The 14,883-nt window shown below is 68.1% G+C and carries 9 protein-coding genes; 1 reads left to right on the forward strand and 8 read right to left on the reverse strand.

Annotated elements, in window-relative coordinates; all coding sequences use genetic code 11:
• Window positions 1–16: 16 nt before the first annotated feature.
• From LLH23_06215 to LLH23_06245, 7 genes are all read right to left on the reverse strand, one after another.
• On the reverse strand, window positions 17–844 hold the full coding sequence (locus LLH23_06215) for a toll/interleukin-1 receptor domain-containing protein (GenBank protein ID MCE5238070.1): 828 nt from the start codon (window positions 842–844) through the stop codon (window positions 17–19).
• Window positions 845–960: 116 nt separating this feature from the next.
• On the reverse strand, window positions 961–4,887 hold the full coding sequence (locus LLH23_06220; protein ID MCE5238071.1) for a beta-galactosidase: 3,927 nt from the start codon (window positions 4,885–4,887) through the stop codon (window positions 961–963).
• 17 nt (window positions 4,888–4,904) lie between these two features.
• Window positions 4,905–6,149 carry a methyltransferase gene (locus LLH23_06225; GenBank protein ID MCE5238072.1) on the reverse strand — a complete coding sequence of 415 codons (1,245 nt, stop codon included), beginning with the start codon at window positions 6,147–6,149 and terminating at the stop codon, window positions 4,905–4,907.
• 105 nt (window positions 6,150–6,254) lie between these two features.
• A complete protein-coding gene (locus LLH23_06230; GenBank protein MCE5238073.1) occupies window positions 6,255–6,950 on the reverse strand; it encodes a prepilin-type N-terminal cleavage/methylation domain-containing protein in 696 nt (231 codons plus the stop codon).
• Window positions 6,951–7,045: 95 nt separating this feature from the next.
• Window positions 7,046–8,149, reverse strand: coding sequence for an SGNH/GDSL hydrolase family protein (locus tag LLH23_06235; GenBank protein ID MCE5238074.1), 1,104 nt, complete (start codon window positions 8,147–8,149; stop codon window positions 7,046–7,048).
• Window positions 8,150–8,158: 9 nt separating this feature from the next.
• Window positions 8,159–11,176: a LamG domain-containing protein gene (locus tag LLH23_06240; protein MCE5238075.1), complete on the reverse strand. Its 3,018-nt coding sequence runs from the start codon at window positions 11,174–11,176 to the stop codon at window positions 8,159–8,161.
• Window positions 11,176–12,030 carry a sugar phosphate isomerase/epimerase gene (locus LLH23_06245; GenBank protein ID MCE5238076.1) on the reverse strand — a complete coding sequence of 285 codons (855 nt, stop codon included), beginning with the start codon at window positions 12,028–12,030 and terminating at the stop codon, window positions 11,176–11,178. The genes LLH23_06240 and LLH23_06245 overlap by 1 nt, the downstream gene beginning before the upstream one ends.
• 140 nt (window positions 12,031–12,170) lie before the next feature.
• Between LLH23_06245 and larB the strand changes: the two genes are divergently transcribed.
• Window positions 12,171–12,929 (forward strand): nickel pincer cofactor biosynthesis protein LarB, encoded by a 759-nt coding sequence (gene larB / locus LLH23_06250; protein MCE5238077.1) that lies wholly within the window; start codon window positions 12,171–12,173, stop codon window positions 12,927–12,929.
• A gap of 56 nt (window positions 12,930–12,985) precedes the next feature.
• Here larB and LLH23_06255 read toward each other — a convergent pair whose 3' ends face one another.
• Window positions 12,986–14,821, reverse strand: a complete 1,836-nt coding sequence (locus tag LLH23_06255) for a hypothetical protein (protein MCE5238078.1) — start codon at window positions 14,819–14,821, stop codon at window positions 12,986–12,988.
• Window positions 14,822–14,883: the final 62 nt, after the last annotated feature.

The following is a 14,883-nucleotide window of genomic DNA, read 5'->3' on the forward strand; positions in this document are numbered from 1 at the left end:
CCGCGTCACGAATCGCCTAGAGGCCCTTCTTGTCTAGCTCGTGCTCAAGAGTGGCCACACCGCGCTCGAAGTCCACTGACATGTCGATGCGCGTCTGCTGGTTCAGGATGATTGGCATCGGGCGGGACAAGCGCTTGGCTTGGATCACGAAGACCGGTATGCCTGCCTCCCGCGCGTAGATGTATTCCCCGGCTGGCCACTCAGTATCCCGCCATGCGTCGGTGACGATCGCCATGAAAGCAGCAGCGCCCTCGATCTTCTCCTCGAGTTCGCGGTACAGAGCCGCGTGGAAATCGCGCTCGCTCGCCTGGTAGTCCCAGTAGGCGTAGCCCCGCCTACCTAGCACATCCCTCAACTGCACAACGAAGTCGCTGTCTGAGCGAGGGTAACTGAGGAACACATACCCTTTCGCCCGCATCGGCGCGTCTGGCATAGCAGCGCCGCCGGACGCGACTGTGCCCAACCGGTGCAGAACCGAGATGACGATGGGAACGGCGTCAGCGCCCGTCCTGACATCGACCCCCTGTATGCCCAGCAAGGCAGGCCATGGCGCACCCGCTGCCTGAAGGCCGTCCACATACAGTGGCAGTACCTGCTTAGCCAGACCGCGCGCCATGCCCAACTCCAACTGCAGCCATGGGGAGTTCGCCGAGGCAGCTGATATGAGCACGATGAATACCTGGCATTCGCGGATTGCCTCCGCAATCGCCGACGATAGCTCCACCCCGGCTGCCACACTATCGGTCAGCCAGACGGTGTAACCGCTGGCCCGCAGACCGTCACTCAGAGCACGCGCCATCCTTACATCATGCTGGCTGTAGCTGATGAACACATCATAGCGCATCGCATGCCCGCCTTCTGTACTCGGCCAGCCGTGACCCGCTGCTGTCTGTCTCGCAAGCTCCGCGCCCAGGACACGGTGGCGGACCCAGGCCACGACGTCAACTGGCCTTTCATGGGTCACTCCACGCGCAACAGCCGCGTCTGCGGACCCGCCATCGGCACCTGCAGGTTCCTCACCTTTCGCCCCAGCACCTCGCCGGTCATCAGGTCCGTGACCGTCACCGGCTGCGGGAAGCTCAGCGTCTCCGTCCGCGCCGTGGCTGAGTGTAGCCCCACCATGTTGCGGGACACGAAGCTCGGCTCGGCGCTCGGCACGATGATCGGCACACCGGCGCCCTGGCAGATGCGCTTGAGCAACTCCGGCGACAGCAGCGGCCCGGAGGCGTAGATGCTGGTCCAGTTCGCCACCTTCCGCACCACCAACGCCGGCACGTCCGTCCCTTCCCAGACGGCCGCCGTCTCCGCCGGCTGCGCCTGCGCCACGAATACGGGCCCCAGCTTCATGTTCGGCTGCGGAACGGTCCCAAGGCCCTTCGTCAGCGGGTTCGTGTCGCTGAGGGCCATCCGCCAGTCCAGCGTCTCGGCGCGCTCGCTGAACTGCATCCCGGTCAGGTCGCCCATCGCCTGCACGCTCAGAGCCCCGTCGGTCACGTAGCCTGGAGCGTAGGTCCACACGAGCGTCCGCCCGTCGCGCTGCAGGTTCTGCCTGATCCACTGCCGCTCGCTGTCGCTCATGTGGTAGCAGTTCAGGAAGAAGTAGCAGCGGAACTTCGGCAGCCGCCCGCTCACCACGTCATCAAGCAGGACCATGTCCCATGGCGCGCCCAGGCGCTCGAAGGTCATCTTCTGCTGGTACACCGCCCACAGGTTCACCTGGAAGTCGTGGCTCATGTACGCCGCGGGTGTGTCCTCATCCACCACAACCGCCACACCGTTGGGGTCCGGCCCGCGGTCGGGCCACGTGACCCACTGCTGCCCGATCTCCCGCAGCTTCCCGATGACCCGCCCCTGCCGTGCATCGCGCGCGATCCACCCGTTGCTGAAGTCATACCACTGCGTCGCCGAGCCCTTGGCCGTGGCGTTGGCGAAGGCCCGCTCGAGCTGGCTGACCGTGCCGCCCAGACCGTCGGGCGAACCGTGCGCCCGCTGGTTGGCCTCCGTCACCAGGTGGGTCCGCAGGTCCGCCTGCAGCACCCACAGCTTGTCATGGGCGAGCACCGAGCCGATGGGGCTCATCACCGTGTACGACTCTCCCACCCCGCGCGCCGCATAGTCGAACGGCGACATCAGGAAGTCGCACAGGGGCGAGTTGAGCAGGCGCGACAGCGCATAGTGCCCCGAGTCGCCCGCCCGGCGCGCCCCGCTGAGCATCGTCACCGTGTACCCGTAGTACGTGCCGCACAGCGCCCGCGGCTGCACCTGCTTGATGCTACGGAACACATGCTCGATGCCGTCCACCATGACGTCCTGGTAGAAGCGGTAGAAGTCAATGACATAGCCCGACTTGCCCGGGTCGCGGAACGCCAGGTGATCCGCCCCGTCGCGCTGCGCGACAGAGGGCACCTGCACGGCCTCGAAGCTGATCTCCGGCATGGCCCACGCCTGCCCCAGCTTCGCCACGTCCCCGCCGTACCGGCGGCGTGTCCACTCGCGGAACGCCTCCTGCATGGGCGCGCTGTAGTCGGTCGGCGAGAAGCCGCCCACCGAGCCCCAGTGCTGCCACTCCCAGCTCACGCCGTCACATGGCTGGTAGCCGATGACGCGCCCGCCCCACGGCGCCTTCATGCAGTGCTCCGTGAAGCGCCTGACGGCCACGGCATACGCCTCGCGCCAACGCACCGACGCCAGGGAGATGATCTTTCCTGTGGAGCCGTAGATGCCGACCTTGTCACTGCCCTCGGCATCGCGGCATAGCTCCTCGGGATGCGCCTCGATCCAGAAGCGCTGGCTGAGGCCGGACACGTCGTAGGTGGGGATGATGACCGCCTGCGGGTCGTACGTGAGCAACTCCAGCACCCGGCGGTCCCACTCGCTGTAGTCGAACTGGTCGGGTCCCTTCCAGCCGATGTCGCCGGCGTCCACCTCGTACAGGTGCAGGCCCGCGTTCTGCGCCATGTTCGTGATCCGCGTGGCGCCGACGTTGATCTCCAGGTAGTGCATGAACGAGTTCGGCTGCCCGTTGAGGAACAGCGTGGGCAGGCCGTTATGCCGCCGGATCTCGGCACGCACCGGCGCCTCCGGCTGCGTCGCCGCAGTGACGTTGACCGACCCGATGATGATGCCGTCGCGCCCCGCGTAGCCCGTGTAGGGGTACCCCAGGGCCACCTCGTACTTGCCGGCCGTCATGAAGCGCGAGAGCGTGAGTGTGACCGGGCCCACGCGTGTCGGCTGTGCCACCCCTCCCTGCGCGGGCTCGACGCCGCGTGTCAGCACGGTCTTACCGTCCTGCAGCAGCGCGGACCGCGCCGGGAACCTGCCGGCGGCCAGCGGCACGCGGTCCAGCACGACCGCCGCCGTGAGCTGCCCCCCGGCCGCGACCTGCGCCGGCAGCGTCACCTGCACGGCCTTGAGCTGCTCGCGCGGGCCGAAGTACCTGTACGGCAGGTGCCCCCACGGGCCCTGCCCGGCAGCGGCGATGACCTTCACCGCCGGCCACACGCCGTCGTCGAACCCCGGCTGCTGCCAACCCTCCGCCGTCTGTCCCACGCCCTTCCACGAGCCGTCAGTGAGCACTTCCAGGTCCATCCCCGGCGCGCGCACCCACCCCTCCAGCACGAACCCTTCCGCGGCGGCCACGTCTTCCGCCTGTACCGCCAGCACGTTTCGTCCTGCCACGAGGAGCGGCTTGAGGTCCACCGTCTCGGGCGTGCGCCAGCCGTCGGTGTCGCTGCTCCCGGCGACTTCCTTCCCGTTCACATACAGCCGGTACTTGTCATCGGCCGTCACCTGGACGCGGGCCTCGGTCACTTGCGCCGGGGCCACCGGCAGCTCGAACGACTTGCGCAGGTACGCCGTGCAGTGGTCCTTGCCGTACGTCTCGGCGGCCCAGACCCAGCTCGCGCGCCAAGTCTCCAGTGGCGCGGAGCTGAGGTCCGGCTCTTCCTTCACGTGCGTCAGCCGGACGTTGTCCCACCAGGCTGTCACGCCCGCGCCGCGCACCTCGAGCGCAACATCCGCACTCGCCGCCCGCGAGGGCGCCACGAACGTGCCGGCCAAGTGGCGCTTGGCCTCTCCGGAGGCGCTCGCGAGGCGCACGATGCTGTCCACGGACAGCGGCCGGTCGAAGACATCGTAGAACACGAGCTTGACGGCCGCCTCGGCCTGCTTGTCAGACAGCTCCACATCGGCCTGGAGCGCAAAGCGCCCGAGCAGGTCCAGCGGCGCCCGCGTCACGAGGGCGGCCGTCTCCTTCTGCCCGGCGGGGATACGGACCTCACACGAGCGCGTGCCGTCGGTCACGCCACGGCCCGAGAGCTTCCACCATGCCCCCTTCGCGTACCAGTAGTCGGGCATTCCCGGGCCCCGCGTGTCGTCCTCGAAGCTCTCGTTGGGCACGGCGCCGGGGACCTGAGTCAGGAACCGCACGTAGTCCAGGGCGACCTCGGCCCCCGCGGGGTTGAGCAGGTCCAGCCGCAGGCCTGTGACCGCCCCCTGCCAGCCGGGCAGGGCGCTCAGGTCCACACGGTACACCTGCGGGTCCGCCCCGGCCTGCAGCATGTGCCGCGCCATGCGCTGCTCCGAGAAGCCCTCGCCTGCGCTGTGCCAGAAGACCTCGCCCCCGCCGGTCATGCTGCTGCGCACGCGGAACTCCAGCATCGGGTAGCGCGCCGCGTCGAGGCTCAGCGGTGGCGAGGTGAGCATCGGGTCGTACTTCGTCACGCCCTGCAGGAACCCACCCTTCACCTCCGTGCTCTGGAAGTTGTCGGCCTTCCAGCCCTCCATGTCGCCATCCGTGTCAAAGCGCCACACCGGCGCCTGCGCGGACGCGGGCCAAGCGGCGAGAATGGTCAGCAGCAGGGCACAGCCAAGCAGGAAGGCTCTCATCAGGTCATCTCCACGGTTCACGCACTGGCGATGGGGTACCGACCGTACTCATACGCCGCATCATAGGCCGCCACGATGTTCTCGGGCGGCGTCTGGGGCTGCACATTGTGTATGGGGCAGAACACGAAGCCGCCGCCGGGGGCGAAGAGTCGCACCCGCTCGGCCACCTCGGCCCGGACCTGTTCCGGCGTCCCGAACGGCAGTGTGGACTGCGTCTCGACCCCGCCGCCCCAGAAGGTCAGCCGGTCCCCCCACGTCGCCTTCAGCCACGCCGGGGCCATGCCGGCCGCCGAGGTCTGCACCGGGTTGAGGGCATCCAGCCCGGCCTCGGCCATGTCCCCGATGATGCTCGTCATGCACCCGCACGAGTGCTCGAAGCTCTTCCACGTCGTGTGCGTGTGGATCCACTCGTAGTGTGCCTGCAGGCACGGCAGGTAGACCTCACGGAAGGTCTGGCGCGAGAAGAGCTCGGCCTTCTGGGTGCCGAAGTCCAGCCCCGAGATGACCACAGCATCTATGTCTTCGCCGATGGCCTCCCACATGAGCTGCAGGTTCCGCAGGCCCACTTCCGTCGCCAGGTCGAACAGCCCGCGCACGTAGCCCGGATCGCGCCCCAGCAGGCACAGGAAGTCGGGCATGGTGCCGATGTGGCGCGGCCCGAGCATCCCCCAGCAGTTCAGCACCAGCGCCTTGTCGGTGGTGCGGCGCAGCAGCGCTGCCCGCTGCGCCATGTGGGCCAGGTCCTCTTCAGACGCGATGGCGCTCTCGAACTCCCGCGCCATGTCGGCCAGGGGCGGCGGCTCCCAGTCGAAGTTCCACGCCGTTTCGCCGAGGGTGTCGAAGTAGAAGCCCCCGCGCGGCATCTTGGCGGTGGGCACGCCGGAGGTGCTGCCGGGCGGCGTGAACAGCCAGTCCCCGTCGGGCGTCACCTGCACCTCGAACTCGCCGGGCATGAGCACCTCGCGCCCATCCATCAGCCGCCACGGCTTCCAGTTCTCCCGCCGCAGCCCCATCGTCAGCACGGGCGGCTCGACGGGCAGGCAGTCCACGTGCAGCCGCTCCACCACATCCATCTCCACCTCTCCCAGCATCTGGTAGGCGTCCACGACCTTGACGGGCCGCTCCTGCAGCCGCAGGTGCCGCCGCAGCTCATCGAGGGCCACGGCGGTGATGGAGGTGACGAAGCTGCCGCCCAGGTCGAGCGGCACACGGTCCGGCTCACGGTGGTCCAGGGCAGCCAACACCCGCTCGCGGCTGGTCATGGCGTGGCTCCTCTCAGAGGCCGACAGGCGGTACCCACACGCAGGCGAAGCAGGCCCCCGCCGAGGTCTCGGGGGCCTGCGCACGTTCGCATGCGACGTCGCCTGTTAGTTGGCCATCCAGTAGCCGGTCTGGTCGCCGCTCAGCGTAGACCCGGTGGCCACGATCGGCCCCAGCGCCGCGTCCTTGCAGCCCAGCCACTTGCTGTGGCCGTCGAGGAACGCGTAGTTCCCGCCGTTGTTGTGCCACTCCGACCACCAGAAGTACTGCGACCAGCTCGTGTTGCCGGAGTAGGCGTTCACGAACCAGTTCTCCAGGTACCCCGTCGGCGTCCGCGTCGAGTCGATCTTGCCGATGTCGCCCAGAATGATCTTCTGCGACACGTTCGAGAAGACCGCCAAGCGCTGCCCGCCGGCTACGCCGTTGTACGCGTACTGGGGGAGCAGCTTGCCTCCCGACGAGGTCAGATTGCCCTGGCTCGGGCACGACAGCACCTGCGTGTTCTTCAGATAGGGCTCGACGCCCTCCATCCAGAAGTGGCGGTCATTGGCCGCCGAGTTGTCACGGTCGTACCACACGCTTGGGTACGCAGCGCTGACGACTCGGTAGTACGGCAGCGTTTCGTCATAGTCCTGCGCGTACTGTAGTACCCCCAGGATGAGCTGCTTGGTGTTGCTCAAGCAGCTTGACTGCCGGGCCTTCTCCCGCGCCTTCGCGAACACGGGAAACAGGATCGCGGCCAGGATCGCGATGATCGCGATGACGACCAGTAACTCAATCAGCGTAAACCCACGTCGCGTCATTGGCATGCACACTCCTATGTGGTGTTCCCCCAGCACAACGGACTCAACTCACGACGCCTTCCCCCGCCACGGCATTCCCGCAATTGCCCGGTGCCTTACCGGCTGACCACCTCCCCCGGCCTGATCGGGGTCGTCGTATCGAGGTATGTCCCCGTACCATACGCTGAAGCCAGACCCGAGGGCCGTCTCTTCTCCAGCAGAATGCGGTCCAGCGTACAGTCCGTCAGGCTCATCGTGAGCGGCCCGGTTGTGTACCCGTATCCCGCGTAGCCGGTCATCAGGTTCCACGTCAGGCGCTTGCCGGCGCTGTCGGCCGGGACCGCGAACTTCAGCCGCGCCTGCTTGTCGCCCTCGCCCGCCCCGGTCAGCAGTAGCGTCCCCCCGCCCGCCCCCACGGTCTGGACGTCAAAGGACATCGTGTACCACCCGGCGATGATCGGCTGTGTCGTCCGCTCGCCGGCCCACAGGTTCACCACCTGCACCCCCGCGCCCGGTTGCACCGTCGGCGCCGCGATCGCCTCCGGCAGCTTCAGCGCCGCCCGGATGGCATCTGCCGTGATCTTCGCGACTACCTGGTAGCCCGGCTTGGTCGGGTGCAGCAGGATCATCGGGCCCCAGTTCACCATGGCCCGGATGGGCTGCTCGTACTCAATCCACACGACCTTCCCGTCCGGGAACAGCGTGCCGATCTGCGGCCGCAGGATCGCGTTCACCTTGCTGTTGGTGACATCCCGGTTGGGGTCGTTGGTCTGGCACGGCAGGATGCTTCCCAGGAACACGCGCTGCACGCTCGGCTTGGCCAGCAGGCTCTGGACGATCTTCACGATGCGGTCGGCGCAGCCCCGGGCCAGCTCATCCTGCTTGGCGGGGTCCGGCGAGCGTCCGTCGTTCGTGCCGATGAGCAGGTGGTAGTACGGGGAGTCCGGGATGTCGTTCAGGCGCGCCAGCACGGCGTGGGTGCTGTTCCCGCCCTCCCCGGCATGACTGTAGCCCAGCACGGCCGAGTGGGTCCCGACGAAGGCCAGGCTGGGCAGGTGTTCGAGCAGGTACAGCCGCCAGTAGTCCCCTTCGCCCGCCCACGTGATGCTATCCCCGATCATGCACAGCGGCACCTGCGCCGGGACGGTCGCCGGTTGCGCGTGAACTACCGCGCAAATGAGCGCGCTCGCGATGATGGTGATCTCCGTGAAGCGTGTCATCCCCTACTCCTACTTGACCTCAATGAACTGCACGCGCTTGGCGGGCAGCGTCGTCCGCACTACCCCGGCCTCGACTGCCACCGTCGCCCCCGTCCGCAGGTCCCGGCCCCGGGCCCCGGCCGGAAGGCCCAGCTTCGCCAGGTCCACACCGAGGCTCACCGTCAGCGGCTCGTCGGTGGGGTTGCTCGCGCACAGCAGCAGCTTGCCCGGCCGCTGGTAGCCCGTCAGCAGCACCTCGGCGCGGTCGCATGTCAGCCCGGTCCCTTCATGCCAGAACGGCAACAGCTTCGTGTCCGCCTCCCCGATCCCGAACTCCTCCTGGATCTTCCGCGCCGCCAGGAGCGTCGGCTCGTGCGCGAACAGCGGCCAGATCAGCAGGTCATGCGGCACGACCGCCGCCAGCAGCCGCTCGGCCAACTCCGGGTCCTTCATCCATTCCGGGTTCATCTTGAACTGCGGAATGACATACACCGGTATCCCCCACGCCTCCGGCGAGAAACTGGCACGCCACTCCGCCGAGGTCGTGTTGGTGGTGTAGTCAGGGTTCTTGCCGACGATCGGGTAGCGCTCCTCGGCCATGAGCAGGCCATCGCCATAGATCGCCAGGGGCGGCACGCGCCCGCCGCTGATGTGGTAGGTGATGAAGAAGGGCCTGCCGGTGTCGGCGAACAGCTCCCGCACGCGCCGGAAGGTCTCCATCCGCGCCCGCATCGCGTATGTGCGCCGCCGTGTGCCATCGGCGGCCACATACCCGCACCCGTGGGCGACGTTGGCGCAGCCATACGGGCACATGTCGTCGAAGTAGATGCCGTTGATCCCGTACTTGCCGATGAGATGATGGATATACCAGACATACCAGTCGCCGAAGGGCCCGCAGTGGCACACGTCCACATTGCAGACCGGACCGTAGCTCGTCGCCCGGTGGCTGGGCCGCACCCGCATCTCCGGCCGGAGCATCAGGTCGCCCTGCCACTCCGGCAGGAACGTCGTGTCCGTGTACGGCGTCCCCAGCAGGCCGTACTCCTGGACCCGCCATACCATCTCGGCGAACTCCTCGGGATCCTTCGGCGGCGTGGCGGTGAAGTACTCGTGGTAGGCGTACAGGTACGCCACTTTGCCCGAGGGCGTCTGGCCTGCGAGGTCCGCCCGCGGGTACGGGTTCTTGCGCAGGTGCAGGAAGTAGCGTGTGATCTCCGAGGACGGCAACTGCTGGTACGACCGCCAGTCCGGCTGCAGCGGCCGCACCGGCGTTGCCAGCAGCCCGAACTCGATCTTGAAGGGCCTCTCGACCCGCCGGGCCTGGCGCACGATGTTCATGCACAGGCGCAGCGTCTGCCCGTCTCGTTCGAGCGACAGCGCCTGCTCGCCGTCCACGTCCCAGTGCTCGTCACTCTCGGCATACCAGCCGAGGCCCAGGTCCTCGGTCCCCAGCCAGAGGGCCGGCAGGAACTCCCGCTGCCACACCGTCCCCGCCCCCTCGGGCACCGCGCCATAGCCGAAGCGCTTGTCGTCCATGCGCCCGTAGGCATCGTACGCATACAGGCGCGCCATCTCCGACCGGAGCGGCACCTCCACCCGCAGCTTCTGCAACTCCAGCGGCTGTCGTGGGTCCAGCGTCAGGCTGAACCACAGCGTCCCGTCATAGCGCGCCTCCACCTGCGTCCTGAGGGCGAGCTGCCCCGCCAAGGCGCTGCCTGTGAAGCCGGCCCTGGCGTCGGACGAAGCCACGCACTCCAGCTTCCCCGCCGTAAAGGCTGCCGCCCCAACCGCGTCCGCCGCGACGATGCGCACCGGCCCGGCCAGCAGCTCCTTGCCGCGGCTGGTCATCCGCGTCGGCAGGCCATCGCCGCCCAGAACAGCGCTGCGGGCGTAGCATTCCAGGTGCCCGCCCGTTGTCTTGAGTGGCAGGAAGGGCGGCAGCACCCGATCACGCTTGCCCAGCTTCGCGGCGTCGGCCCACGTCTCGTTCGTCTCCTTGGGGATGCGCAGCGCCTCGACCGCCGCCGGCTTGCCCTCTCGCAGCAGCGTCAGCCGAGCTTCGTAGACGCCGAGCGGCAGCCTCGCCAGGTCAAGCTGCGCCTCGTTCAGACCGGCCTGCAGCGCCAGATTCCTGCCCACGACTTCCTTGGCGTCCGCCCCGAGCAGCGACAGCCGCGCCTGCCGGCACGGCTCGCCCAGCGCGTCGTCGTAGACACGAGCAAGGACCCTCTGTCCGAGCAGGGCGTGGGTGAGCATGACGCCGGGCACGTCGCGAGGTGCGTCAGGGACGGCGGGCCGGCTACTAGCCGGCCCCTCCAACGGCGCTGGCGCCCCCGACGGTGTAACACCGGCCAGGGAAGCGATCTCCTCATCCGACAGCATCCGTCCGAAGACCATCGCCTCATCGAGGGCTGTTCGGTCGCCATTCGCGCCCCAGCACCCCCCGAAGCGGATCACGCTGCCAAGGGCTTCCTGCGTGAGCCCCACGCCCTGTGACTGCGCCGCCAGCCGCCCGTCCACATACAGCTTGGCGGCCTCGTACCGTGTCCATGAGCACGCGACATGGTGCCACTGTCCGGGTCGCCAGTCGGCGATGGGCTTGTACACGTTGGTTTTGGCCGCGACGCCCTCGTTGGGGTCCACGTGGAAGTTCAGTCCCCACGAGGGCGTGGCGTACTTGTAGAGCAGGTAGCCGCCGGCGGCGGCGGGGGCCTGGAGGAACAGGTGATTCTGCTTGTCATCGCCCTGCCAGTTGACCGGCATGACCCACAGGCTGACCGTCCCGCGCTCGAGGCGGATGTTGCCCGCGCTCGGGAAGGTCACGGCTGCAGCGCCGCCCAGGTCGCCCACGACCACAGCCTGCCCCGCATGACCCGCCGTGAACTCCGGCTTGCCCTCCGCCTGACCGGCCGCGCTCCCCGCCGCCTGGGCGGCGGCCAGGGAGCCGTCAAAGGCGGCGTGGAACAGCCGCCCCGGCGGCACGGTGGCAGCGCCGGCCAGCGCGACGCAGAGCAGGGCCGGGAGCAGTGCGAGCAGACGGTGAGCCATCACGCCTCCAGGGAGCGCAGGTACTTGAGTTGAGTGGAGATCTTCTCCTCCAGCGGCATGGTCCGGAAGTCCTCGACGGAGAGGAAGCCCTGGTAGTTCCGTGCCTGCAGTTCGCTGCAGAACTGCGCGACGTCAATGACGCTGTCCGCCAGGTCCACGGTATCCCAGCGGTACTGGAGCTGCCCGCGTTCATTGCGCTCGGCCGGCACAGGCTGCCCGCCGCCGGCGTGGACATGCGCCACGTACTCGCCCAGCAGGTCCAGCCCCATCTTCGTCGGCTCGTGCCCCTGCCCCAGGCTCATGTTCGCGATGTCGAAGATGACGCCAATGTCCCGGGCGTCGAACTCGCGCACGATGTTCCACGCCTGCGAGGCGCTGCAGGTGGTGGTGTTGCGGTGAATCTCGATGACGACCCGCACGCCCAGCGAGCGTGTGATCTTCAAGGCCTCGCCCAGCGCGGCGATCGTGTCGGCGATCAGGTCGCGGTAGTTCTCGGCCGCGTTGTAGCCCCGTGGGGCGCCGATGCGGAACATGGGGATGCCCCACTTGGCGCAGCCCTCGGCCACCTTGCGCACCTCGTCAAGCTGCGTGGCGGCCATGGATGTGGCCAGGCACACGATCTGCAGGTTGAACTCCTTGCTCAGCGCGACCAGTTCCTCGCCCCGGGTGTCCAGGTTGTCGGGCGAGAAGTCATTCTTCACGTTGCCCCAGGGTGAGTACGCCTGGTCCCTGGCGGCCTCAGGAATGTAGCGGCAGCGCCACTCGGCCCCATCAAAGCCCAGCCGCGAGAGGCACTCGGCCGTCTCCCGCATGTCGTATTCAGGCATCATGACAGTCGTTGCACAGATCTTCATCGGTCTCCCTCTGCTACTTCGGAATGTGCACCAGTTCGCCACCGTCCACATGTTGACCTTGCCCGCCCGCAGAGGTCTTCTCACCCTCGGTCGGGAACAACCCTTCGGCGCGGCCGATCGCGCCCCGGACTGAGGACAGCATGAACGAACACGATCTCCGCCAGCTACTTGCTCAGGTCGCCTCGGGCGATCTGGCCCCCGACCAGGCCGTCGAACGCCTGCGTCTCCTGCCGTTCGAGGACCTCGGCTTCGCCAAGGTGGACCACCACCGCGCCCTCCGGACGGGTTTCCCGGAAGTCATCTACTGCGAGCGCAAGACGCCTGACCAAGTCGTGGAGATCGCCACCCGCATTGCGGGCATGGCCCCCTGTGTGCTGGCTTCCCGCGCTTCCCGCGAGGTCTACGAGGCCGTGGCGGCACGCTTCCCGGACGCCGAGTACCACGAGCCGGCCCGCTGCATCGTCATCGGTGAGAAGCCCACACCTCCGGAGGGCTGCCCCTCCGTGCTCGTCATCACCGCCGGCACATCGGATATCGGCGTGGCCGAGGAAGCGGCCCTCGTGGCCGAGGCCGCGGGCGTGCCGGTGGACCGCCTCTTCGACGTCGGCGTGGCGGGTCTGCACCGTCTGCTGGTGCACCATGAGAAGATGCTCCAGGCAGGCGTCCTGGTGGTCGTCGCGGGGATGGAGGGGGCGCTGGCAAGCGTCGTGGGGGGGCTGGTGGACAAGCCGGTCATCGCGGTGCCCACAAGCGTCGGCTACGGGGCGAGCTTCGGGGGCGTAGCGGCCCTGCTGGCGATGCTCAATAGCTGCGCGGCGGGGATGGCCGTCGTCAACATAGACAACGGCTTCGGGGCCGGCTACATGGCGGCCATGATCGCCAGGCTGGGCCGCAAGTAGCGGCGCGGCTCACCGCGTCAGCCGCGGTCGCCCCCCCCTCGCTCTGCGCAGGGGCACTAGCCATAGTGCTTCAGCCACTCATCGAGCGTGATCCAGGGCCCGAGCGCGTGCGCCGCCCGGCGCCGCCCGGCGATCGCGTCGTCTACCACCCGGCGCAGGCCGTCACCCTCCAGCAGCCCCAGGTCAAGCACCGGCGAGTTGCGCAACCGCGAGCGCAGGAACCCATGCCACTCCGGGGATTGGCTGAGCTGAATGCGCAGCCGGGGCCAGGCCGAGCGATCGTGGTTCCGGTAGCGGCACAGCTTCGCTCTCAGCTCCCCCAGCATGATCGAGGTCCACTCGCCGTAGTACCCGATGATCTCCCCGCAGCGGCCACCGGCGATGGGCAGGCACGTCCAGGAGCGCGGAATGGCTGCCACCTGCGCGTTCAGGAGTCGCAGTGCGCCCCCGTAGGCCCGGTGGTTGAAGCGGTACTGGGGTGGCAGCCGCAGGAATGCGGACAGCATCTCCTGGTCATGAAACGGCAGGCCTTCGTCCGTGAAGCGACCGTAGGAGGAGATGTTCAGGGCCGAGCGGTGCTTGGCGATGTTCGAGAAGGGCAGCCACGTGGCCACATCGTAGTCCGACTGAGCCCCGGCCGCGATCCCCTCGGCAGCCGCCACCAGGGCAGCCTTCCCCTCCTGCTCCACCTCGGCCAGTGAGTACCCTCGGAGCATCCGCTCCAGCCAGGGCCGCGGGGCACTGCGGAACCGGTTGAGTGTGTAGCGCACCGGGTCCACGGGTGCGGTCGGGGCCAGCGTGGGAGGCAGCAGGCGTCGGAGCCCCGAGGCGTTGCCGGTCGGCAGGCCGCGGCCGCCGAACAGCGCATCGAGGCCAAACCCGTTGAGCAGCAGGGACAGTCTCTCCTGGGCCAGCAGCGGACCGACCAGCCAGCTCTGCGCGTGATGGAAGCTGTGCATGCCGTCCCCCAGCAGCGATCCCAGTGTCACCAGCTCCATCGGGAAGGTGCGGCTCAGGGCCAGGAAGTGGTGGGGGTACCCCAGAGCCCCCGCGATCCGCCGGGCCAGCGCCACCTCTGCTCCCGGCCGCACATGCAGGGTCATGCACTGCAGGGGCGTCTCGCTGGCACTGGCGATCGCGCGCGAGTCCAGACCGGCACTGAGCATCAGCCCGATGCGCTCGTGCCCGGCGCACACCCGTCGCACGGAGTTCCGCAGGGCGGCCGCGATGCCGTGACTGTGCTCGTCCAGCGAGCTCTGCTCCGTCCACTCGAAGCGCGGGCTCCAGTAGGTCTCTGTCCGCTCTCCCCCGTCGGCAATGGTCAGGACACTCGCCGGTGGCACCTGCCGGATATGGTCATAGTAGGTCGCCGTCCCCGGGAGGAACTCGAGCACCAGGAACTCGCGCAGGCGGTCGTGGTTGAGCGTACGCGACACGCCGGGGTACTCGAGTATGAACTTCACCTCGCTGCCAAAAACCCAGGGGGACTGCGTGAGGTAGTAGAGACCACGGCTCGCCGTGCGATCGGTGACGAGGTGCAGTTCGCCCTTCGTGCGGTCGTAGATGGCGACCGCGAACGTACCATTCAGGTGGGTGGGGAAGGCCTTGCCGTACTGCTGGTAGAGCTGCAGGCACCACGCCGCGGGACGCCGCTTGTGATCAAGGTCGCTGCCGTAGAGGTAGCCGGCGAACGCGGCGACGATGTTCCCCTCGGTTGTGGTCGCGATTCTCTCGGGATCGCTGCCACCGACAGGGCTCGTGGCCGCAACGCTGTACTCGCCGGCTGTGCCTGTCTGTAGTGGGGACTGCGGCAGCTTGCAGGCCCCGGCCATCGCCTGCAGCACTCCGCCGTCGGCAGTGCTGGGTCCGAACCATCCAAGAAGCGAACTCATTGATGCTGGTCCCCTCAGGGGGATGTGGGTGCTGGCGGCGGTAGGCCGGTGTTGTGCTCAGG

The sequence above is a fragment of the bacterium genome, assembly GCA_021372615.1.
Taxonomy (GTDB): Bacteria; Armatimonadota; Zipacnadia; order Zipacnadales; family UBA11051; genus JAJFUB01.